This window comes from Methylobacterium hispanicum, assembly GCF_022179285.1.
In the GTDB taxonomy this organism is placed as follows: domain Bacteria; phylum Pseudomonadota; class Alphaproteobacteria; order Rhizobiales; family Beijerinckiaceae; genus Methylobacterium; species Methylobacterium hispanicum.
Window position 1 is genome coordinate 116,029 of the sequence record NZ_BPQO01000013.1, and the last position, 20,243, is coordinate 136,271.

At 72.7% G+C, this 20,243-nt stretch carries 22 protein-coding genes; 8 read left to right on the forward strand and 14 right to left on the reverse strand.

What is annotated here, in order from left to right:
- Window positions 1-18: 18 nt before the first annotated feature.
- From MFF56_RS16145 to MFF56_RS16170, 6 genes are all read left to right on the forward strand, one after another.
- A complete protein-coding gene (locus tag MFF56_RS16145; protein WP_066919740.1) occupies window positions 19-2,073 on the forward strand; it encodes an HAD-IIB family hydrolase in 2,055 nt (684 codons plus the stop codon).
- 105 nt (window positions 2,074-2,178) lie between these two features.
- The gene (locus MFF56_RS16150; RefSeq protein WP_238230399.1) at window positions 2,179-2,988 is read left to right on the forward strand and encodes a glycosyltransferase family 2 protein; all 810 of its coding nucleotides are present in this window, start codon (window positions 2,179-2,181) and stop codon (window positions 2,986-2,988) included.
- Window positions 2,989-3,001: 13 nt separating this feature from the next.
- Window positions 3,002-4,147 (forward strand): glycosyltransferase, encoded by a 1,146-nt coding sequence (locus tag MFF56_RS16155; RefSeq protein WP_066919736.1) that lies wholly within the window; start codon window positions 3,002-3,004, stop codon window positions 4,145-4,147.
- A 43-nt stretch (window positions 4,148-4,190) separates the two neighbouring features.
- Window positions 4,191-5,129: a glycosyltransferase family 2 protein gene (locus MFF56_RS16160; protein WP_066919735.1), complete on the forward strand. Its 939-nt coding sequence runs from the start codon at window positions 4,191-4,193 to the stop codon at window positions 5,127-5,129.
- A 7-nt stretch (window positions 5,130-5,136) separates the two neighbouring features.
- Window positions 5,137-6,192, forward strand: a complete 1,056-nt coding sequence (locus tag MFF56_RS16165; RefSeq protein ID WP_238230385.1) for a glycosyltransferase — start codon at window positions 5,137-5,139, stop codon at window positions 6,190-6,192.
- Between the two features lie 58 nt (window positions 6,193-6,250).
- Window positions 6,251-6,925: a class I SAM-dependent methyltransferase gene (locus MFF56_RS16170; RefSeq protein WP_066921190.1), complete on the forward strand. Its 675-nt coding sequence runs from the start codon at window positions 6,251-6,253 to the stop codon at window positions 6,923-6,925.
- Window positions 6,926-7,030: 105 nt separating this feature from the next.
- Here the strand turns inward: MFF56_RS16170 and sorU are convergent, their stop codons facing one another.
- Together sorU and sorT are read right to left on the reverse strand one after the other, a co-directional pair.
- On the reverse strand, window positions 7,031-7,363 hold the full coding sequence (sorU, locus tag MFF56_RS16175) for a SorU family sulfite dehydrogenase c-type cytochrome subunit (RefSeq protein WP_066921187.1): 333 nt from the start codon (window positions 7,361-7,363) through the stop codon (window positions 7,031-7,033).
- 74 nt (window positions 7,364-7,437) lie between these two features.
- The gene (sorT, locus tag MFF56_RS16180) at window positions 7,438-8,688 is read right to left on the reverse strand and encodes a SorT family sulfite dehydrogenase catalytic subunit (RefSeq protein ID WP_238230387.1); all 1,251 of its coding nucleotides are present in this window, start codon (window positions 8,686-8,688) and stop codon (window positions 7,438-7,440) included.
- Window positions 8,689-9,178: 490 nt separating this feature from the next.
- Here sorT and MFF56_RS16185 point away from each other — a divergent pair, with 490 nt between their 5' ends.
- On the forward strand, window positions 9,179-10,123 hold the full coding sequence (locus MFF56_RS16185) for a calcium-binding protein (protein WP_066920240.1): 945 nt from the start codon (window positions 9,179-9,181) through the stop codon (window positions 10,121-10,123).
- 190 nt (window positions 10,124-10,313) lie between these two features.
- Here the strand turns inward: MFF56_RS16185 and MFF56_RS16190 are convergent, their stop codons facing one another.
- From MFF56_RS16190 to MFF56_RS16230, 9 genes are all read right to left on the reverse strand, one after another.
- Window positions 10,314-10,841 carry a gamma carbonic anhydrase family protein gene (locus MFF56_RS16190; protein WP_066920241.1) on the reverse strand — a complete coding sequence of 176 codons (528 nt, stop codon included), beginning with the start codon at window positions 10,839-10,841 and terminating at the stop codon, window positions 10,314-10,316.
- 93 nt (window positions 10,842-10,934) lie between these two features.
- Window positions 10,935-11,735 carry a DUF1223 domain-containing protein gene (locus MFF56_RS16195; RefSeq protein WP_082772934.1) on the reverse strand — a complete coding sequence of 267 codons (801 nt, stop codon included), beginning with the start codon at window positions 11,733-11,735 and terminating at the stop codon, window positions 10,935-10,937.
- Between the two features lie 37 nt (window positions 11,736-11,772).
- Window positions 11,773-12,744 (reverse strand): lipid A biosynthesis lauroyl acyltransferase, encoded by a 972-nt coding sequence (locus tag MFF56_RS16200; RefSeq protein WP_066920242.1) that lies wholly within the window; start codon window positions 12,742-12,744, stop codon window positions 11,773-11,775.
- Window positions 12,745-12,834: 90 nt separating this feature from the next.
- Window positions 12,835-13,857, reverse strand: coding sequence for a zinc-binding dehydrogenase (locus MFF56_RS16205; protein ID WP_066920243.1), 1,023 nt, complete (start codon window positions 13,855-13,857; stop codon window positions 12,835-12,837).
- A gap of 104 nt (window positions 13,858-13,961) precedes the next feature.
- Window positions 13,962-14,234, reverse strand: a complete 273-nt coding sequence (locus tag MFF56_RS16210) for an SH3 domain-containing protein (RefSeq protein ID WP_066920244.1) — start codon at window positions 14,232-14,234, stop codon at window positions 13,962-13,964.
- Between the two features lie 10 nt (window positions 14,235-14,244).
- Window positions 14,245-15,006, reverse strand: a complete 762-nt coding sequence (locus MFF56_RS16215) for an SDR family NAD(P)-dependent oxidoreductase (protein ID WP_066920245.1) — start codon at window positions 15,004-15,006, stop codon at window positions 14,245-14,247.
- The gene (locus MFF56_RS16220) at window positions 15,003-16,286 is read right to left on the reverse strand and encodes a beta-ketoacyl-ACP synthase (protein WP_066920246.1); all 1,284 of its coding nucleotides are present in this window, start codon (window positions 16,284-16,286) and stop codon (window positions 15,003-15,005) included. Before MFF56_RS16220 ends, MFF56_RS16215 begins: the two co-directional genes overlap by 4 nt.
- A 96-nt stretch (window positions 16,287-16,382) precedes the next feature.
- A complete protein-coding gene (locus MFF56_RS16225; RefSeq protein WP_082772935.1) occupies window positions 16,383-17,489 on the reverse strand; it encodes a polyamine ABC transporter substrate-binding protein in 1,107 nt (368 codons plus the stop codon).
- Window positions 17,486-17,842, reverse strand: coding sequence for a RidA family protein (locus MFF56_RS16230; protein ID WP_066920259.1), 357 nt, complete (start codon window positions 17,840-17,842; stop codon window positions 17,486-17,488). Before MFF56_RS16230 ends, MFF56_RS16225 begins: the two co-directional genes overlap by 4 nt.
- 219 nt (window positions 17,843-18,061) lie before the next feature.
- On the opposite strand from MFF56_RS16230, the gene MFF56_RS16235 reads away from it, so the two are divergent.
- Window positions 18,062-18,331, forward strand: a complete 270-nt coding sequence (locus MFF56_RS16235) for a GlsB/YeaQ/YmgE family stress response membrane protein (RefSeq protein ID WP_066920248.1) — start codon at window positions 18,062-18,064, stop codon at window positions 18,329-18,331.
- Between the two features lie 188 nt (window positions 18,332-18,519).
- On the opposite strand, the gene MFF56_RS16240 is transcribed toward MFF56_RS16235, so the two are convergent.
- The 3 genes from MFF56_RS16240 to MFF56_RS16250 all read right to left on the reverse strand — a co-directional run bounded on the left by MFF56_RS16240 (window position 18,520) and on the right by MFF56_RS16250 (window position 20,153).
- Window positions 18,520-18,741, reverse strand: a complete 222-nt coding sequence (locus tag MFF56_RS16240) for a YgaP-like transmembrane domain (RefSeq protein ID WP_066920263.1) — start codon at window positions 18,739-18,741, stop codon at window positions 18,520-18,522.
- A 106-nt stretch (window positions 18,742-18,847) separates the two neighbouring features.
- The gene (locus tag MFF56_RS16245; protein ID WP_066920250.1) at window positions 18,848-19,492 is read right to left on the reverse strand and encodes a glutathione S-transferase family protein; all 645 of its coding nucleotides are present in this window, start codon (window positions 19,490-19,492) and stop codon (window positions 18,848-18,850) included.
- Between the two features lie 97 nt (window positions 19,493-19,589).
- Window positions 19,590-20,153, reverse strand: a complete 564-nt coding sequence (locus MFF56_RS16250) for a lipocalin-like domain-containing protein (RefSeq protein WP_238230391.1) — start codon at window positions 20,151-20,153, stop codon at window positions 19,590-19,592.
- Window positions 20,154-20,243: the final 90 nt, after the last annotated feature.

Here is a 20,243-nt window from a genome sequence, read left to right on the forward strand (position 1 = left end):
AAATCCGGCGCGCGCTTGATGTTCGTCCTGCACATCGCGCTTCAAGGCTGCCTGCGCGGCCGCGACGTCGCCTACGGCCTCACCTCGGATACCGGGGGTCACATCCGGTACCTGCTCGACTTGGTCGGGGCGTCCGCGCAGGATGCCCGGGTCGCGCGGATCGTGATGGCGACGCGCCGGTTCCAGGGGCCGCCCGGTCCCGACTACGCCGTGCCCGAAGAGCGCGTCTCCGACAAGGTCGAGCTGGTGCGGCTCGCGAGCGCGTCGCCGGGCTACCGGTCGAAGGAGGAGATGCACGGCGAGGTCGCGAGCTTCGCCGAGAACCTCATCGCCTGGATCGGCCGTCAGGCGCGCGCGCCGGACGTCGTCCACGCGCATTACGCGGACGCCGCCGCGGTCGCCGCGCTCGTCGAGGCGCGGCTCGGCATCCCCTTCGTGTTCACGGCCCATTCCCTCGGTCGGGTGAAGGCGGCCCTGCTCGGCGGCGCGGCCGCGCGCGCGCCGGAACTCGCGCGCCGGATCGCGACCGAGGAGGCGGCGCTGGCGCGGGCGAGCCTGGTGATCGCCTCGTCGCGCGACGAGGCGGAGGTGCAGTATGCCGGCTACGGATCCTACGATCCCGGCCGCGCCCGCGTGCTTCCGCCGGGCAGCGACCTCGCCCGCTTCGCCCAAGGCCGTCCCCACCCGCGGGTCGACGCGATGATCGACCGGTTCCTGCACGATCCGGGCAAGCCCCCGCTGCTGGCGCTCGCCCGTCCGGTGGCGCGCAAGAACCTCGCGGCCCTGGTGCGGGCCTACGGCGAGAGCCCCGAACTGCAGGCGCGCGCCAACCTCGTGATCGTCGCCGGCACCCGCGAGGACATCGACCGGCTCGACGGCGACATGGGCGCGACCCTGCGCGACCTGCTCGTCCTGATCGACCGCTACGACCTCTACGGGCGGGTGGCCTACCCGAAGACGCACCGCCCGGAGGACGTGCCGGCGATCTACGCCTACGCGCGGGAGCGCGGCGGCCTGTTCGTCAACCCGGCGCTGAACGAGCCCTTCGGCCTGACCCTGCTGGAGGCCTCCGCCGCCGGGCTGCCGCTGGTCGCCACCGACAGCGGCGGGCCCAACGACATCGTCGAGACCTGCGGCAACGGATTGCTGGTCGATCCGCGCGCGCCCGCCTCGATCGCGGCCGCCTGCCTGCGCATCCTGAGCGAACCCGCCTTCCGCGCCGCCTGCGTCGCGGGCGGCGCGCGCGCGGCCGCCGCCTACGATTGGGACCGGCACGCCGCGCGCTACCACGACCTTCTCGGCGCGCTGCTCGCCCGCAACCCGCCCCTGCGGGAACCGCGCCAATTGCTGATCTGCGACATCGACAACACGCTGGTGGGTTGCGAATCCGCGCTCGCGACCTTCCGGCGCTGGCGCAGCCGCCAGACCGGGCTGGCCTTCGGCGTCGCCACCGGCCGCTCCTTCCACAGCGCCATGGCGGTGCTGGAGCAGCAGGCGAGCCCGCGCCCGCAGGTGATGATCACCTCGGTCGGTTCGGAGATCTACCATCTCGACGCCAACGGCGTGACCTACACGGCGGACGCCGCGTGGCGCGGGACGGTCGCGGGCGCCTGGGACCGGGCGGCCGTCGGCGCGGCGCTGCGCCGTCTCGACGGGCTCGTGCCGCAGGGCCCCCTGGAGCAGCGCGCGCACAAGCTCAGCTTCTTCGGCGACGCGGCGACCGCCCGCGGGGTACGCGAGCGCCTCGCGCAGGCCGGCCTCGCGGCGAACGTGATCCACAGCCACGGCCGCTACCTCGACGTGCTGCCGGCCACGGCCTCGAAGGGGACGGCGGTCGATCACGTGCGCGCCCTCTACGGCCTGCCCGAGCGGGCCGTGTACGTGGCGGGCGATTCCGGCAACGACGTCGAGATGCTGCGCGCTCGCGCCCAGGCGATCATCGTCGCCAACTACTCCGACGGGCTCGCCGCCAACGCGGCGCTCAAGCACTCCTACGTCGCCCGCGCGTCGCATGCCCGCGGCATCATCGAGGGCGTCCTGCACTTTCGCCGGGCCGTGGCCTATGCCCCGTAGGCGGCACGACCGGGCGGCGGCGTGACCCGTCCTCGGGCGCCCTCCGGCGACGCGACGAGCGTGCTCACCCTGGTCCGCGGCCGGGACGACCGGCTGCGCAACCTGATGCGCGGCCTCGCCCGGCAGAGCGTGCCCCCGGGCGAGCTGGTGATCGCCTGGATGCAGCCGGACCGGGCGCCCGACCTGCCCGATCCCGGCTGCCCGGTGCGCCATCTCCACGTGCCGGGCGAGCCGATGCCGCTCGCCGCCGCGCGCAACCGGGCGGCCGCGGCGGCCGCCGGCGAGGTCTTCGTCTTCCTCGACGTCGATTGCATACCGGGTCCGACCCTGGTGGCGGCCTACGCGGCGGCCGCCGCGGCGGGGACCGGCCTGTTCCTGGGCGAGGTGGTCTACCTGCCGCCCGAGGCGACCGCGGGCGGCGCGGCGCCGGGCCCGGCCGCGCTCGACCGGCTCGGCCGCGCTCACCCGGCCCGGCCGCCGATCCCGGAATCCGGCCTGCGGCCCGAGCCCGATGCGGGGCAGCTCTGGGGCCTGTCCTTCGCCCTGCCGGCGCGGGCGTGGCGGTCGGTCGGCGGCATGGACGAGGCCTATGTCGGGTACGGCGGCGAGGAGACGGATCTCGCCGCCCGCCTGGCGGGGACCGGGCTCCCGACCTTCTGGGTCGCCGGGGCGCGGGCCTACCACCAGCATCACCCGGTCCACGTGCCCCCGCTCCAGCATTTCGACGCGATCCTCGCCAACGCGGAGCGCTTCCGGGCGCGCCACGGCCGCTGGTGCATGACCTACTGGCTCGACCAGTTCCGCGCCGCCGGGCTGATCGACTGGGACGCCGCCGCCCCCGCGATCCGCCTCCTTCGCCCACCGCGCCCGGACGAGGTCGCGGCCGCGCTCCGGCCCGACGCCCTCTTCTCCTGACGACAGCGAGACCATGAAGAAGCCCATCGCGTTCTTCGTCCATCACCAGGGCCGCGGCCACGCCAACCGCACGATGGCGGTGGCCGCCGAATTCGCCCGCGACCGCCCGGTCTCGGTGCTGACCGCGGGGCCGCACCTGTTCGACGGCTTCTCCCGCGACGTCGAGATCGTGGCGCTGCCGGACATGATCGGCGCCGTGGTGCCGACCCGCCGCCTCCACGCCGAGCCGACCCCGCCGGTGATGCACTGCGTCCCGCTGGGGCTCTCCGAGATGCGCCGGACGATGCGGCGGATCCTCGACCACCTGGACGAGCGCGAGGTGGGCCTGTTCGTGGTCGACGTCTCGGCCGAGATCGCGCTGCTCGCGCGCATCGCCAGCGTGCCGGCGGTGCAGATCCGGATGCACGGCGACCGCAACGACATCGGCCATGTCGGCGCCTACGAGGCCTGCGTGGGGATGCTGGCGCCCTTCGACGAGCGGCTGGAGCAGGACGATTACCCGGCGCATCTGCGCCGGAAGACGTTCTACAGCGGCGGCCTGTGCACCAGCCTCGACCGGGTGCCCGACCGCGCCGAGGCCCGGGCCCGGCTCGGCCTCGACCCGGAGCGCGAGATCGTCGTCGCCGTCACCGGGGGCGGGGGCAGCGGCACGCCCTACGCGCCGCTGACGGTCGCCGCCCGCGCCGTGCCCGACGCGCTCTGGCTGACGCTGGGCCCGACCCATCGCGAGGGTCACGAGACCGATTTCGCCAACCTGCGCGAGCTCGGCTGGGTGCCCTCGGTGACCGATTACCTCGCGGCCGCCGACATCGTGGTGGCGTCGGCCGGCGACAACACCGTGCACGAGGTCGCCCGGGTCGGCGGGCGCCTCGTCGTCATGCCGGAATGGCGCTACTTCGGCGAGCAGACGCGCAAGGCCGAGGCGCTGGTCCGCCTCGGCGCCGCGGTCGAGGCGCCGCGATGGCCCGGCGACCTCCAGGGCTGGCGCGACCTCCTCGACCGCGCCCGCGGCCTCGACGGGAGCGTCCTGCGCGGCCTCTACGCGCCGGACGCGGCCGTGCGCGCGGCCGGCTGGCTCGAAGGGCTGACCGACGCGCTCTGGCAGGGCTGGCCGGCCGCCGAGGCGCCGGCCCCGCCGCGCGCCGTCGCGGCCGGCTGACCGGCCAATCTCGTCCCCCCGATTGCCGGAGCCCGTGCGCCGCATGTCCAGCGTTTCCGTCGTCACCCTGGCCAAGGGGCGATCCGCCCATCTGCGCAACGTCCTGCGCGGGCTGGAGCGCCAGACGCAGAAGCCCGCCGAGTTCATCGTCGCGGTGATGCAGGACGCGCCCTACGACCTGCCGGAGGTCGGCTTTCCCGTGCGGCAGATCCCGGTGAGGAGCGCCGAACTTCCCCTCGCCGCCGCGCGCAATGCCGGCGTGGCGGCGGCCTCCGGCGCGATGATCGCCTTCCTCGACGTCGACTGCATCCCGACGCCCGGCTTCGTGGCGGATTACGCGCGGGGGCTCGGCGAACTCGACGGCCTGCTGATGGGCGAGGTGCTGCACCTGCCCGAGCGCGCCACCCTCGGGGCGTGGGACTATCCCGACCTCGCGCGGGTCGCGGAGAAGCATTCCGACCGGCGCGGGCCGCCGGCCTCGGGGCTCGAGATCTGCACCGATTACCGCTGCTTCTGGTCGCTCAACTTCGCGATCCGGCGGGCGACGTTCGAGGCGGTCGGCGGCTTCGACGAGCGCTATACCGGCTATGGCGGCGAGGACACCGATTTCGGCAAGATCCTCGATCGGCGCGGCATTCCCATCGCCTGGATGAAGGGCGCGCTGGCCTATCACCAGTACCACCCGCACCACATGCCGCCGATCCACCACCTCGACAGCGTGGTGCGCAACGCCGAATTGTTCGAGGCCAAGTGGGGCTACCGCACGATGGGCCACTGGCTCTACGCCTTCAAGGCGATGGGCCTGATCGACGATACGCCCGACAGGCCGATCCGCATCCTGCGCCGCCCCGATGCGGCGGATCTCGCGCTCACCGGGCAGCAGGCCCACCAGCCCTACACCAACGCGGCCTCCGTCATCCGGCATCTGGAGGCGCGCGAGCGGGACGCGGCAGAGCCGCCGACCGTGCCGGAGACGGCATGAGGACGGCATGAGGATCGCGCTCCTCGCCCATCTGCGCCACCCGATCGCGCCGCCCTTCGCCGGCGGCCTGGAGGCCTATACCTGGACCCTCGCCGAGGGGCTGACGGCGCGCGGCCATGCGGTCGTGCTGTTCGCCGCCGGCGACAGCGACCGGCGCTTCGCGATCGACCCGGTGATCCCGGTGCACCACGAGCACGGCTTTCCGGGGATGGAGCACCGGGGCGACCCGGGCCTGAAGGCGCATGTCGATGCCGGCTACGGTGCCGCCTGCGACCGGATCGCCGCCGGCGGCTTCGACGTGCTGCACAACAACAGCCTGAGCCGGCTGCCGCTGGAGCGCCCCCGCACGGCCGCCGTGCCGACGGTGACGTCGCTGCACGTGCCGCCCTACGACGCCCTGCGCTGGTTCGTGCACGACAGCCTCGCCCCCGGCCATCGGATCACCGCGACGTCGCGGGCGCACGCGCGGGCGTGGTGGCCGTCCGGCGCGCCGCCGGAGGTGTCGGTCCTGCACAACGGGATCGATCCCGCCGCCTGGCCCTTCCAGGAGCAGGGCGACGGCAGCGCCGTGTGGTGCGGGCGCATCGCGCCCGTCAAAGGCACGCATCTGGCCGTCGCGGCAGCCCGGCGGGCGGGCCTGCCGCTGACCCTGTTCGGCCCGGTCGAGGAGCCGGATTACTGGACGCAGGAGATCGCCCCGCGGCTCGGCGGCGCGATCCGCTACGGCGGACATCTCGGCGGCGCGGCGCTGGCCCGCGAGATCGGCCGCGCCTCCGTCTTCCTGTTCACCCCGTGCTGGGACGAGCCCTTCGGGCTCGTGGCGGTCGAGGCGATGGCCTGCGGCCTGCCGGTGGCTGGGTTCGCCAGGGGGGCGGCCGAGGAGGTCGTCGGCGAGGCCGGCCGTCTCGTTCCCCCCGGGGACGAGGCGGCCCTCGCCCGCGCCGCCGTCGAAGCGCTGGCGATCCCGCGCGCGGTCCCGCGCCGCCGGGTCCTGCGCCTGTTCACCCGCGACCGCTGGCTCGACCGGTGCGAGGCCCTCTACGTTCGGGCCCGCGAGGCCTGACGCGCTCCCGACCGCGCCGGCCCCTCCGGCGCGCATCCTCACGCAGCCCGAGCCGGACATGACCCGACACGACCTCATCGCCGCGCTCTGGCACGGCCGCGACCCCTTCGCCGACCCGCCGCAGGCGCTGCGTCCCCTCGACCTGCAGGGCTGGCGCAGCCAACACCCCTATCTCGAGGAGGCGGTGGAGCGGTTCCGCCCCCGCGTGGTCGTCGAGGTCGGCACCTGGAAGGGGGCGAGCGCGCTCTCCATGGCCCGCGCCATGGCGGCGCGCGACATCCCCGGCACCGTGATCGCGGTCGATACCTGGCTCGGTGCCGTCGATCACTGGGCGGACGAGGAGCTGTTCGCCGAGCTCGCGACCGAGCACGGCTTCCCGAGCCTGTACCGCACCTTCCTCGCCAACGTCCTGCGCGAGGGGCTGGCGGAGCGCGTGGTGCCGCTGCCGCTCGACTCGGTCAATGCGGCCGCGCTGATGCGCCTGCGCGGCGTCGCGGCCGACGTGATCCATCTCGATGCCGGCCACGAGGAGGCCTCCGTCGCCGCCGACCTGCGGGCCTGGTGGCCGGTGCTGCGGCCCGGCGGCCTGCTCGTCGCCGACGACTACGATCGCCTCGGCGGCCGCTTCCCCGGCGTCACCCGCGCGGTCGACGACTTCTGCGCGGCGTTCGCGGTCGAGGGTCCCTGGTCTCTCGAGGGGAAGTGCAAGTTCATCAAGCCCGATCGACGGTGACCACGCGCCGGGCGGGCGCGCGGGTCGGAACCGGTGGGCCGGCCCGACGGCGATCTTGCAGGCCCGGGCGCTGCCGCGTCGCTGCCGCGCGGGAGGCCGGATCGCTCACTTGGCGCCGGTCACGCTCGCCACGTAGTGCGCGACGGCCTCGATCTGCTCGGGGGTCAGGTCCTCGAAGGCCGGCATCACCCCGATCCCGTTCGCGACCGCCGTCGCCACCCGGTCGGCAGACGGCTTCAACGTATCGAGGACGGGTCCGACCTCCCCCGTCGTGCCGGCATCCGCCAGGGTGTGGCAGACCCCGCAGCGCGGCTCGGCCAGCTCGGTGAACACGCGCCTGCCGAGTTCGAGGCGCGCCGGATCCGCGAAGGCCGGGGCGGCGGCAAGGGACAGGACAAGGCTCAGGACAAGGCTCGGGACGAGGCAGGGAGCGTGCATCGGGGGCTTTCGCGAGGCCGTGGGTCGGGCGGCCCGCATCGCCGTGACGCGGGCCGGGGGAGGACGGGGACGGCTCAGGCGGTCCTGAGCGTGACCGCCGGCCCGCGCCAGCCGTTGTAGCTGTAGCCGCCGCCGTTCGGGGCCGTATCCTCGGGCTGGACGGTGCCCGCCGCGTCGGTCGCCCGGCTCACCAGGACGTGCGTCCCGGCCGGGAGGTCGAGCGGGAGCGCGAACAGCCGCCAGGCGTAGCGCCCGAGGTCGGGCCCGACGAAGGGCGCATCGGTCCAGGTCCGCCCGCCGTCGGCCGACACCTCGACGCGCGCCACCGCGTTCGTGCCGCCGAAGGCGACGCCCGTGACCAGCACGCGGCCGGCGGCGCCGCCCTCCAGGGGGGCGGTGATCCACGAGCGTACCGGCTGCTCCCAGATCGAGGGCTGGGCCGGCCCGGCCTTCTCGCCGACGCCGTGCATGCGGTAGCTCGCCGCCTGGATCTTGGCGTCCGTCTCCGCCTCGGTCAGCGCCACCGTCTTGACGTACTTGATGTTGTTCACGCCCGAGTAGCCCGGCACGATCATCCGCAACGGCCCGCCATGCGCCAGCGGGATGGGCTCGCCGTTCATCTCCCAGGCCAGCAGCACCGTGTCGAGGGTCGCGATCGGCACCGAGCGCTCGACGATCACGTCCTTCGGCTTGAGCCCCGCGGGCAGCTCCTCGCCGCCCGTCCCGGTGACGAACTTCGCCCCGGCCACCGGGCCGCCGAGCGCCTCGACCACGGCCTTGAGCGGCACGCCGCTCCAGATCACGCAGCCGGCCGCCCCCACCGTCCAGGGCGTGCCCGAGATCTTCTGGCCCGGCTGCAGCGCGTCCTGCATGTATTTCCGGCCGTTGCCGGAGCATTGCAGCACGGTCGCGACGCTCGCGAGGCCCATGCGCTTCAGCTCGGCCAGCGTCAGCGTCCTCGGGCCGGCCACGCCCGCGATCTCGACCCGCCACGCGTCCCGGTCGGCGACGATGCTGTCCGGGGGCGGGTTGACGTTGTTGCGGATGAAGAGCCGGTTGATCGGCGTGACGACGCCGCTGCCGACGAGCCCGCGCTTGGTCTCCACGGTCTGGTTGGAGTGGACGATGAAGGCGTTCGGGTCCTTCCAGGCGACGTAGCCGGGCAGCGGCTTGGCCTCGAGCTTGGCCTCGGGCTTGACCGCATCCCCGGCGGGCGCCTGCGCGCGCGCGGCGGACACGCAGGACACGGACGACGCGGCGCCGATGGCCCCCGCGGCCGTGCCGGCGAGGAAGCGTCGTCGATGCAGGCTTCTCGACTCGAACACGCGAAATATCCTCCCGAACCGTTTTTATGGAGAAGATATTTACTGCGTCGCCGACAATCTGCCGTCAAGCGTTCTACGCGGGGCGGCGCTCGTCCGACGTGGGCCCCGGAACACGCCCCGGATCCGATCAGGCCGCGCCGTATCCTGCGGCCGCGATGGCCCCCTCGGCGTAGACATGCAACGCGCGGACCTTCAGGCCGCTCGATGTCCACGGACGCGAAGCCCCGGCTGTCGCATCCCCTCGTATCCGGCAGGACGCGATACGGGGGCGGCCGGGCGGACGGGGAGCCGCCCCACGGCTGCGTCGTGCATCTTGGAAAGCTTCCGTTAGGCAGTATCCGGATCGAATTTTTCCCACGGCAATCCGTGTTCGAGAGCGCATCGAACCGGATCGCCCAGAAATGGAAAGGTGCTTTCCCGAAATCCATCTCCACCCCCGCCAGGATCCCGACCTACCTAGTCACTGTACAGGCTCAAGGAGGAGACAGCAGTGGCACTCATCAATCTTGGCCTGCCGGGAAATCTTCTCGGCGGCACGAAAATCCTGGATCTCGTCAGCGTCGGGACCAACAGCAACACGAGCAACACCGTCCTGGACGTCGGCGTCCTGGAGAACCTGCCGGTCGCCGATACGGTCAACGGGCTCACCAGCCTGCTCACCCCGGAGGGCAACACGCTCACCGTCGATGCCGGCGTCAACCTGCAGCTCGGGTCGGCCGTCGGCGACCTGATCAACGGCCTGGTTGGGAACGACCTGCTCGTCGGCGGCGGCGGCGACGACCGGATCAACGGCGGCGACGGCAACGACGTGCTCGACGGCGGCGACGGCAACGACGTGCTCGACGGCGGCGACGGCAGCGACATGATCTACGGCAACCGGGGCAACGACACGCTGTTCGGCCGCTTCGGCAACGATTACCTCAACGGCGGCCAGGGCGACGACCTGATCTACGGCAACCAGGGCAACGACACGGTCGCGGGTTCCCTGGGGCGCGACACGGTGTACGCCGGCCAGGGCAACGATCTGGTCGATTACTCCGCCTTCAGCGACGCGCAGATCATCTACGGGAACATGCAGGACGACATCCTGCGCGGCGGCGCCGGGGACGACCGGATCTTCGGCGGCCAGGGCAACGACGTGCTGAACGGCGGGGCAGGCGCCGACACGCTCTTCGGCAACCTCGGTGACGACATCCTCACGGGCGGCGCCGGCGCGGACCGGTTCGTGTTCGCCGGCGCGACCTTCGGCCAGAACAGCGGCGCCGACCGGATCACCGACTTCAACGCGGGCGAGGGCGACCGCATCGCCCTGAACGGCCAGACGGCCACCGCCTTCGACAGCAACGGCAGCACGATCCTGCTCCTGTCCGGCGGCGGGACCGTGCAACTCGACGGCGTCGCGGCAAGCTCCGTCCAGAGCGGCTGGTTCGCCTGAGAACGGGACGACCGGGGCGGAGGCGGGGGCTCCTCGCGTCCGCCGCCTGGAGCGCTCTTGCGCCGAAGCGGACGCCGGTTCGGCGCAAGGGAGCGCGTTCATACAAGAGGTTGGAGCCGTTCCCGATGGCAACCCGATCGGGCCCGATGGCAACCCGATCGGCCCGATGGCAACCCGATCGGGAACGGCGCTAGTCCTGGCGCACGAGCCCCGCGGCGAAGCGGCGGGCGTTGGCGACGTAGTGCTCGGCCAGCCGGCGCAGATCCGCGGCGCCCGCCTCGCCGAGGCTGCGCACGGCCCTCGCCGGCATGCCGACGATCAGGCTGCCGTCGGGAAACTCCGCCCCCTCCTTCACCAGGGCGTTGGCGCCGACGATGCAGCCGCGGCCGATCCGCGCCCCGTTGAGGATCGTGGCGCCCATGCCGATCAGGGTGCCGTCGCCGACGGTGCAGCCGTGCACGATCGCCCGGTGCCCGACGGTGACGCCCTCGCCGATCGTGAGGGGGAAGCCGGGATCGGAGTGCAGCACCGCCCCGTCCTGGATGTTGCTGCCCGCACCCACCCGCATCGGCTCGTTGTCGCCGCGCAGCACCGCGCCGAACCAGACGCTCGCCCCCGCTCCGAGATGCACCTGCCCGATGACGTGCGCGCCCGGCGCGACCCAGACGCTGGCATCGGCGAGGATCGGGGCGTGGCCGTCGAGCGCGTAGAGGGACATCGGGACTTCTCGGGACGGGGATCGGGGGAGCGGGCCGTCAGCATCTCACGGGCCGGGCGTCCCGTCACGGGTCGCGCGGGCCTCGCGGCCCCCTCACAGCCCCGGCCCCTTCGCGGCGCCCCAGATCCGGCCCGGCTTGCCGTTGCTCGCCCCCTGCAGCACGACGACCCAGGCATCGGCGTCGGCCGCGCGGGCGCTCGGCAGCGGCACCTCGTAATGGACCGGCTGACCGCTCCACGGCCCGACCCGCTGTATGCCGCGCACCACGTTGAGGTAGGTCGCCGTGCGGCCCCGATTCTCCCCGCGCTCGATCGCGACCGGGCGGCGGCGCAGCACGGAGAGGAGCCAGACCTCGCCCCGCTGGCCGCCCGCCCCGACATCGATCACGATGCGGTCGCCGCGCTCCTCGCCGCGGACCGGCACCGACAGGCCGCCGGGCTGGACCGCCTCGCGCGCCAGGGCGCGCTCCAGCCCGGCCCGGTCGGAGGCCACCACGGAGGCGGCACCGTTGACGATGGCCTGCGGCGTGAAGACCTGCCGGATGCCGTGCGGGCCCGCATAGGCGTGCTGGCGCTCGGTGAAGGGCTTCTGGGCCAGCGTGTCCTTCCAGCCGAGATAGTCCCAGTAGGTCACCGGCAGGGTGAGCGCCACGATGCCGGGCCGGCCCGCGAGGTCCCGGAACACCGGGTCGGCCCCGCGGCAGGCGGCGCAGCCCTGGCTGGTGAACAGCTCGACCACCGCCCGCAGAGGCTCCGCACGGACAGGCTCCGCACGGACCGCCTCCGCATGAACCGGCTCGGCGCGGACGGGCGCGGCGCAAGGCCCCGCCAGGGCGAGGAGCGCGGCGCCGAGCCGGGCGGCAGGTCGGGTGACGGGTCGGGGAACCGGAACCATCATCGCATCACAGCGCCGGCGGACGTGCCGAGGGAAATCACGTTGGCTTGAGAGCGTCGGCGCGGGCCGGCGCGCGACCGGCCGGCAGCATCGCGGGGCGCCAGCGCCGGTGCATCCAGAGCCACTGGCCGGGATTCTCGCGCACCCAGCCCTCCACCACCGCCGTCATCGCCTGCATGGCGCCCGGCACGTCGACGGTGCCGTCCGCGGCCCGGGGCAGGTCGAGGGGCGGGGTCAGTTCGAGGCGGTAGCGGCCGCCGGGCAGCCGCACCACCCGGGCGCCGTGGACCGGGCACTCGGTGTTCCGGGCGAGCTTGGCGAGCAGCGGGTTGGCGAGGCAGGGTTGCCCGAAGAACGTCACCACCACGCCGCGGGTGAAGTGCTGGTCGATGAGCTGGCCGAGATGGCCGCCGCGCTCCACCACGCCCTGCATCGCGAAGGCGGCGCCGGGGCCGGAGGCGGCCAGCCCCCCCATGGTCTTCTGCCGCACCGCCTGGACGAGCCGGGCCGCCGCCGGGTTGTTCGGCGCCCGGAACACCGCGGTCGCCTCCAGGTCGAACTTCGCCGCCGCGATCGCGGGCAGCTCCCAGTTGCCGAGATGGGCCGAGAAGATCAGGCCGGGCTTTCCGTCGTCCCGCAGGGCGTAGAAGTGCTCCAGCCCCACCACCTCCATGCGCTGGGTGGCGGGATCGTCCGGATCGAAGCTGAACAGCGTGTCGAGATGGGCGTACTCGGCCCCCGTGCGGCCGAGATTGTCCCAGGCCTGGGCCGCGATCGCCCGGCGCTCGGCCTCCGGGAGGTCCGGATAGGCCGCGCGCAGGTTCGCCAGCATGGTCCGGTGCGCGGGCAGCCACGGGCCGATCCCGCGCAGGAGCGCCGCCCCCCAGGCGCCGGCCCGCTCGGGGCCGAGCCCGCGGGCGAGGCGGAACACGGCCGCGATCAGGGGCAGCATCGCGTAGCCCGCGAGCCGCGGGAACGAGCGCTTCAGGACGAGGGCGAGACGCAGCAAGCGGTTCGGGCTCCGGCGGCGGGCAGGGCCGGAGCCGGGATGCCGCGATTCAAGCGCCTTAGATCATTTCCGCGTGAGCAGGGGAAGCATTCAGAGGCTCACCAGGATCTTGCCGAAGACCTGACGTGACTCGAGCCGCTCCAACCCCGCCGCGAAGTCGCCGAGCGGATAGACCGTGTCGATCACCGGCGTGATGCCGGTCGCCATCTTGTCCAGCGATTGCCGGATGTTCTCGATGCGGCAGCCGAACGAGCCGGTGATGCGGTACTGCTGCTGGAACAGCTGCATCAGGTTCATGGTGGTGGAGACGCCCGAGGTCGAGCCGCAGGTGACGAGCCGACCGCCGCGCTTCAGGCAGAGCAGCGAGCCGTTCCAGGTGTCGGGCCCAACATGCTCGAAGACCACATCGACGCCTTTCCGCTTCGTCAGCCGCCGCACCTCGCCCTCGAAGCGCTCCTCGCGGTAGTTGATGACGTGGTCGGCGCCGAGCTCGCCCGCCATCGCGCCCTTGCGGTCGTCGCCGACCGTGGTGAACACCGTGCACTGAAGCGCTTTGGCCATCTTGATCGCGCTGGTGCCGATGCCCGAGCCGCCGGCATGCACGAGGATGCTCTCGCCGGGCTCGAGCCGCGCGTTGTCGAACAGCATGTGCTGCACGGTGCCGAAGGCGATCCCTGCGCAGGCCGCGTCGGTGAAGCTCACGCCCGCGGGCGCCTTCACCACGAGCCGGGCCGGCACGGTGACGAACTCGCTCGCGAAGCCGTCGATATGGAAGCCGTAGACGCCGCCCACATCCTCGCAGAGGTTGTCGCGGCCCTCCCGGCAAGCCCGGCAATGCCCGCAGGTCTTCGCCCCGTAGAGGGCCACGGGATCGCCCTCTCGCAGGCCGGTGACGCCTTCGCCGAGCGCGGCGATCTCGCCGGCCGCCTCGGCGCCCACCGTCAGCGGGAGCCGGCGCTTGGCGAAGGCCATCCCGCGAAAACCCCAGACGTCGATGAAGTTGAGGCCGACCGCGCGCACCCGCACCCGCACCTCGCCGGGCCCGGGGGCGGGGGCGTCCGCCACGTCGGTCAGGCGCAGGTCGCGGTCGCCGAAGAGTTGCAGGGCTCGCATCGATCGTTCCCGGGGCTCCGACGGCCCGATAGGGTGGCACGGCCCTCTCCGATGAGGGGCACGTCGGCGCCTTAGGGACAGCCTATGTCCCGATCAAGGCGCGGTTATTCGGGCGCGAGGTAGCGCCGCCTCGCCCAGCCGAGCGTGCGGCCGTCCTTGACGCGGCACCACGTGGTGCGGCTCGGCGTCTCGTTGGTGCAGCCGAAGACCAGCACCCGGCCGCGGACCTCGCCGACGCGCTCGGCGGCGGGATCGGGCTCGGCCCGGACGCTCAGGGCCTCGCCGCGGGGCAGTCCCTCGACCCGGTAGGCCTGAGGGTCGGCCGCGGCAGGGGCGGCGAGGGAGCCGGCGAGGACGGCGAGGAGGAGGGGGCGCATCGGCGGCGTCTCAGGCGCGGTGCACGCCCATCATGGCGGTGAGGCCGCCATCGACCGGCAGGACGGCGCCCGTGATGTAGCCGGCCGCGTCCTCCATCAGGAAGCGGACGAGCGCGGCGACCTCCGCCGGGTCGGCGAAGCGGCCGGCCGGGATCTGGCGCTCCATGCCCGCGCGATGCGCCGCGTAGGGCGCCATCATCCGCGTATCCACGAAGCCCGGCGCGATCACGTTGACGGTGACGCCGCGCTTCGCCGACTCGATCGCCAGCGTGCGGCAATAGGCGATCAGCGCGCCCTTGGTGGCGGCGTAGGCCGCGTTGCCGGCATTCGCCCTGAGCGCCGCGACCGAGCCGATCGCCACGACGCGGCCCGTCCGCGCCCGGATCATGCCGCGCGTCAGCGCCTTGGCGAGCCGGGTCAGCGAGGTGAAGTTCACCTGCATGGCGGCCTCCAGCCGGTCCTGGTCGAGCATCAGCGCGAGCGCGTCCGCCGACTGGCCCGCATTGTGGACGAGGCCGTAATAGCCCCGCTCCTCCGCCGCCGCGCAGAAGGCGTCGAGCGCCGCCCGGTCGCCGAGATCGAGGGCGTGCGCCTCGAAGGCCGCGCCCGGATGCGCCCCCCGCAGCTCCGCCAGCAGCGCCTCGGCCTCGGAGCCGGAGGCGCGGTAGGTGAAGTCGACCCCGTGGCCGGCCTGCGCCAGCGCCCGCACGATCGCGGCGCCGAGGCCGGCCGCGCCCCCCGTGACGAGGACGCGTCTCATCCCGGCGCTCATGCGGGCTCGGCCCCGAGGATCAGGCAGGTGTTCTGCCCGCCGAAGCCGAAGGAGTTCGACAGGACGCGCGAGACGGGCACGTCCCGGGCCTGCCCCACGATGTCGAGCGGGATCGCGGGGTCGGGCACCGCGTGGTTGATGGTGGGCGGGATGCGCCCGTGCCGGATGGTCAGGAGCGAGAACGCCGCCTCGATCGCCCCGGCCGCGGTCAGGGTGTGGCCGATCATCGACTTGTTCGAGGTGACGGGTACCTGGCCCGCGCGCTCGCCGAGCACCGCGACGAGGCCGAGCGCCTCCATCTTGTCGTTCTCCGGCGTCGAGGTGCCGTGGGCGTTGACCGTGTCGATGTCCTCCGGGGACAGGCCGGCATCCTCCAGGCTCGCCCGGATCGCCGCGACGACCGGCGCCCCGTCGGGGCTCGAGCGGGTACGGTGGAAGCCGTCGCCCTTCTCGCCGCAGCCCAGCACGTAGCCGAGGATGGTCGCGCCGCGGGCGAGGGCCGCGTCCGCGTCCTCCAGCACCAGGGCGGCGGCGCCCTCGCCCATGACGAAGCCGTCGCGGTTCTTCGAGAAGGGCTTGGAGGCGGCCGAAGGCGGGTCGTTCTGGGTCGAGAGGGCCGAGAGCAGCGAGAAGCGGATCAGCGATTCCGGGTTCACCGAGCCGTCCGTGCCGATGCAGAGCGCGGCCCGCGTCTCGCCCCGCCGGATCGCCTCGACGCCGAGCTGGATCGCGGTGGCGCCCGACGAGCAGGCGGTCGAGAGCGAGATCGGCGAGCCCTTGGTGCCGAAGCGCTCGGCGATGCGCTCGGCCACGGTGCCGAAGATGAAGAGGTCGTGCCAGGGGTCGAAGCGGCGCGTGGCGGCGGCCGCCTGGAGACCCGCGTAGCTGACCTCGCCGTTCTGGCCCGACGCCTCGGCCAGTGCCTGCCGCTGTGGCCACTCCATCTCGACCGGCGGCACGGCAATGAACAGGGCACCGGGGAAGTCGCCCCGCCGGCCGATGCCGGCCTGCGCCACCGCCTCCTCGGCGGCCTCCGCGGCGAAGCGCTCGGAGAGGAGGGGGGCGACCAGCGGCTCGGTGTCGAGGAAGTCGACGGTGCCGGCGATGCGGGTGCGCAAGGTATCGGTGGGGAAGCGCCGGATCGCGTGGATCCCCGAGCGCCCGGCGGTCAGCGCCGCCCAGTTGTCGGCCTGGCCCTGGCCGAGCGAGGTGACGAGCCCGATGCCGGTGACGGCGACGCGGGGCCGTTCCTTCGCGTCGCGGTTCGAATGCGCAGTCATGGCGGCCGTCTTACACGATCGCGCCGGGGAGGGGAGGGATTTTGGTGAGCGCGCGGCCCTCCCTCGCCCCTCTGCGGGAGAGGGGGAATGCGGCGATCACCGCCCGGTCCGCACCCGCGTCCAGAGCCGGGTGATGAAGCGCTGCGTCCGGTCGTCCCAGGCGGTGTTCACCGAGAGCCGCTGCATCGTCGCCTCGTCCGGGTAGATGCCCGGGTTGTTCAGGATCTCGGGCTTCACGAGCGCCTTCGCGGGCAGCACGCCGCTCGCGTAGGAGACGAAGTTGCTGTTGGCCGCCGCCACGTCGGCGCGCAGCATGTAGTCGATGAAGGCGTGGGCCTCGGCCGCGTGCGGCGCGTCCTTCGGGATCGCGAAGGCGTCGAACCACATGATCGAGCCTTCCTTCGGCACGACGTAGCCGATCTCGACGCCGGTCTTGGCCTCGTCCGCCCGCTTCCTCGCCTGCATCACGTCGCCCGAGTAGCCGACCGCGACGCAGAGGTCGCCGTTGGCCAGCGCCTGGATGTACTCGGAGGAGTGGAACTTCCGCACCGCGCCGCGGACCTTGTAGAGCGCGTCCGTGACCTGGGTCATGTCGTCCCAGCGCCGGGTGTCGCTCTTCAGCCCGTAGAAGGGCAGCATCGCGGGGATCAGGTCCTCGGGGCTGTCGAGCATCATAATCCCGCACTCCTTCAGCTTGTTGGCCGAGGTCGGGTTGAGCACGACGCTCCACGAGTTGAGGGCGGCGTTCGCGCCGAGGCGCTCGCGCACCGCGCCCAGATTGTAGCCGATGCCGGTGGTGCCCCACATGTAATCGACGGCGTAGGCGTTGCCGGGGTCGTAGGCGGCGAGCCGCCCGGCGATCTCGGGCCAGACGTTGCCGAGATTGCGCAACTTCGTCTTGTCGAGGGGCCGGAAGGCGCCGGCCCGGATCAGCCGCTGCAGGAAGGGCCCGGAGGGCACCACCACGTCGTAGCCGGAGCGGCCGGCGAGCAGCTTCGTCTCCAGGATCTCGTTGTTGTCGTAGGTGTCGTAGACGACCTTGATCCCGGTCTCCCGGGTGAAGGCCTCCAGAACCTTCGGGTCGATGTAGTCCGACCAGTTGTAGATGTTGACGACGCGCTCCTCCGCCCGGGCGCCGCCCAGAAGGGCGAGCCCGCCGAGGGCCGCGCCCAGCAGGGCGCGGCGGAGGAGCCGGCCGCTCACCGGGTCCGCGCCGCGACGACGACGATCTCGACGAGATACTCGGGCCCGGCGAGCTTCGCCTCGACGGTGGCGCGGGCCGGCGGGTTCTCCGTGGAGACCCAGGCGTCCCAGGCGGCGTTCATCTCGGCGAAGGTCGCGATGTCGGCGAGGTAGACGGTGGCCGAGAGGATGCGCTCCTTGTCGCTGCCGGTCGCGTTGAGCAGACGGTCGATCTGCCCGAGGATCTGCTGGGTCTGCGCGGTGACGCCGGTGCCCACCGTGTCGGCCGCGACTTGGCCCGCGAGGTAGACCGTCTCCCCGTAGGCCACCGCCTGCGACATGCGCTTGCCCGGCTCGACCCGCTCGATCGTCATCACACCACTCCCCATTCCGTTGCGGCGGCCAGCACTATCGGCAGCGCCCAAGCCTGCCAATCCCTATCGGCGGCGGCGAGCGCGGGCAGCCCGGACCGGCCCCGGCGAAGCGCCGAAAGCTTCCGGTACGAAAAATCCGTCCGCCCAAGCTTTCCGCGGCAACCTGCCGCCCCGCTGATGCGTTCAGTGGACATTCGCACCTACGCGCAGGGGTTTGCCATGGAAATTCTCTGGACCATCATCATCGGCTTCCTGGCCGGCGTCATCGCCAAGTTCATCATGCCGGGCGACAAGGAGCCCGCGGGCTTCATCCTCACCACGATCCTGGGCATCGTCGGCGCCTTCGTGGCCACCTTCATCGGCCAGGCGGTGGGCTGGTACGGACCGAACCAGGGCGCGGGCTTCATCGGCGCCATCGTGGGCGCGGTGATCGTGCTGGCGATCTACGGCTTCATCGCCACCCGCAGCAGCCGCACCTCGACCTACTGATCAGCACAGCCGGGTCGGACGGAGGAGGGCGCCCGCGAGGGCGCCCTTTCTTGTTGGCGGCAAGCCTGTTTCGGCGCTGAGGCTCTTCAGAGGCACGGGCCTCGTTCTGCGCCCGGACCGTGACCAAAAACGAGGGCCCGCCGCGCTGATGCACGGCGGGCCCCGAAGGCTGGATCGAGGATCAGGCCTTACAGACGCTGCGAGGCCGCCTTCATCGCGCAGTGGCCGGTGGCGCCCCGCAGCGCGAGGCCGACGCCGACCACGAGCGCGGCGAGGCTGAGCAGCTTGTTCGGGCGCGGCTGCGCGGCGGCGGCCGCGATGCCGAGGCCGAGCGCCACCGAGACGGCCCGCTCCGTGGTGGTGAGGTTCGGCTCGCCGCTGAAGATATCGTGGGCGATCTCGTTGATCATCTGGGTCGCCATCGGGCTTCTTTCGTCTCCGTGAAGGGGTATCGCCGGGCGAACGCGGGGCGCGGGGCCGCGTTCCCGGCCACCGTGCCGCGCCGCACCACCGGCCTCAGCCGGAGGCCTGCTCCCGCTCGGCGAGCAGAGCGTCGTCGATCTCCCGCGCCCGCACGGCGGCGGGGCGCCCGGTGAGGCGGGCGGTGTAGGCCTCGAAGGCCGGCCGCCGCTCGATCGTGCCGAAGGCCATGCCCCAGGAGAGATGCGCGCCGACATAGAGGTCGGCCGCCGAGAATCTTTCGCCCGCGAGGTAGTCGGTGCCGGCGACGGCCTGTTCCAGCACGTCCAGCACCTCGGGCAGCGAGCCGTAGCCGACCATGCCGCGCATGCGCGGATCGTCCGGCACGGTGACGCCCAGGACCTTGTTGGTCACCGCCGCCTCGACGGGGCCCGCCGCGAAGAACAGCCAGCGATAATAGGCCGCGCGCTCACGGCTGCCCGGCGGCGGGGCGAGCCCGGCCTCGGGAAAGGCGTCGGCGAGGTAGGCGCAGATCGCTGCCGTCTCGGTCACGACCGCGGCACCGTGGCGGAGAGCCGGCACCTTGCCCATCGGGTTGATCGCCCGGAAGGCGGCGTCCTTCATGCCGGGTCCGAAGCTCACGATCTCGGCGCGGTAGGGCGCACCGACCTCCTCCAGCATCCAGCGGGCGATCCGCCCGCGCGACATGGGCGTGGTGTAGAGGACGAGGTCTTCGCTCATATCTGGCCTCCCTGCCGGCGATTCGTCCCCGGCGGGAGCGTTCAAGCAGATGCGGGGGCGCCCGGGAAGCGGCCCGTCACGCCCCCGCGGCGATCCCTCAGTTCGGCCGTTCCCAGACGAGAGTGACCACGCTCACCTTGCCGTCGCCGCTGAACGGCGCGGGGCGCGTCGTGTAGACCAGCTTGCCGTCCGCGTAGGCGACGTCGCGCACCTGGGACGTCCCCGTCCAGGCCTCGTTCCAAGACGTGTCGATGGCGTGGGTGATGCTCTTCCCGTCGAAGGTGTAGGTGCCCGCATAGGCGAAGAAGGAGCGGTGCAGCCGCGCGCGCTCGGCGTCGGTGGGCGCGGCGCCCGCCGGCTTCTCCCGCCCCTGGTAGGCCACCACGACCATGACGCGGCCGGACGCGTCGTAGTTGATCCAGCCGTTCGGCCGCGGGCCGCCGTAGGAATCCACGACCTCGCCCGTATCGACGATCGTCCGTTGCGCCGTCGCGAGACGCCACGTGCCGAGGATGTCCTTGGTGTCGAGGGCCTGCGCCGGCGAGACCAGTAGACAGCAACCGAAAATCCAGAACCCGACCCGCATGTCCACCTCCAGAACAATCGTCGCATAGACCAAGCTATGCAACTTCTGATTATGGAAGCGCGCGTGATTCGTCATCTCCCCAACCGCATCCGAGAGCGTGACGGGAGAACAGGAACCGCCAAATGAAAAACGCGACCCCGGAGGGCCGCGCTTCGCAATCATTCA

What these genes read in the sequence shown, in the direction of transcription:
- MFF56_RS16220 (WP_066920246.1), bottom strand. Translation starts at nt 16,286, where the DNA reads ATGACTGCGCATTCGAACCGCGACGCGAAGGAACGGCCCCGCGTCGCC.
- MFF56_RS16205 (WP_066920243.1), bottom strand. Translation starts at nt 13,857, where the DNA reads ATGCGAGCCCTGCAACTCTTCGGCGACCGCGACCTGCGCCTGACCGAC.
- MFF56_RS16210 (WP_066920244.1), bottom strand. Translation starts at nt 14,234, where the DNA reads ATGCGCCCCCTCCTCCTCGCCGTCCTCGCCGGCTCCCTCGCCGCCCCT.
- MFF56_RS16165 (WP_238230385.1), top strand. Translation starts at nt 5,137, where the DNA reads ATGAGGATCGCGCTCCTCGCCCATCTGCGCCACCCGATCGCGCCGCCC.
- sorU (WP_066921187.1), bottom strand. Translation starts at nt 7,363, where the DNA reads ATGCACGCTCCCTGCCTCGTCCCGAGCCTTGTCCTGAGCCTTGTCCTG.
- MFF56_RS16190 (WP_066920241.1), bottom strand. Translation starts at nt 10,841, where the DNA reads ATGTCCCTCTACGCGCTCGACGGCCACGCCCCGATCCTCGCCGATGCC.
- MFF56_RS16245 (WP_066920250.1), bottom strand. Translation starts at nt 19,492, where the DNA reads ATGAGCGAAGACCTCGTCCTCTACACCACGCCCATGTCGCGCGGGCGG.
- MFF56_RS16240 (WP_066920263.1), bottom strand. Translation starts at nt 18,741, where the DNA reads ATGATCAACGAGATCGCCCACGATATCTTCAGCGGCGAGCCGAACCTC.
- MFF56_RS16155 (WP_066919736.1), top strand. Translation starts at nt 3,002, where the DNA reads ATGAAGAAGCCCATCGCGTTCTTCGTCCATCACCAGGGCCGCGGCCAC.
- MFF56_RS16235 (WP_066920248.1), top strand. Translation starts at nt 18,062, where the DNA reads ATGGAAATTCTCTGGACCATCATCATCGGCTTCCTGGCCGGCGTCATC.
- MFF56_RS16215 (WP_066920245.1), bottom strand. Translation starts at nt 15,006, where the DNA reads ATGAGCGCCGGGATGAGACGCGTCCTCGTCACGGGGGGCGCGGCCGGC.
- MFF56_RS16230 (WP_066920259.1), bottom strand. Translation starts at nt 17,842, where the DNA reads ATGACGATCGAGCGGGTCGAGCCGGGCAAGCGCATGTCGCAGGCGGTG.
- MFF56_RS16250 (WP_238230391.1), bottom strand. Translation starts at nt 20,153, where the DNA reads ATGACGAATCACGCGCGCTTCCATAATCAGAAGTTGCATAGCTTGGTC.
- MFF56_RS16145 (WP_066919740.1), top strand. Translation starts at nt 19, where the DNA reads ATGTTCGTCCTGCACATCGCGCTTCAAGGCTGCCTGCGCGGCCGCGAC.
- MFF56_RS16195 (WP_082772934.1), bottom strand. Translation starts at nt 11,735, where the DNA reads ATGGTTCCGGTTCCCCGACCCGTCACCCGACCTGCCGCCCGGCTCGGC.
- MFF56_RS16150 (WP_238230399.1), top strand. Translation starts at nt 2,179, where the DNA reads ATGCGCGGCCTCGCCCGGCAGAGCGTGCCCCCGGGCGAGCTGGTGATC.
- MFF56_RS16170 (WP_066921190.1), top strand. Translation starts at nt 6,251, where the DNA reads ATGACCCGACACGACCTCATCGCCGCGCTCTGGCACGGCCGCGACCCC.
- MFF56_RS16160 (WP_066919735.1), top strand. Translation starts at nt 4,191, where the DNA reads ATGTCCAGCGTTTCCGTCGTCACCCTGGCCAAGGGGCGATCCGCCCAT.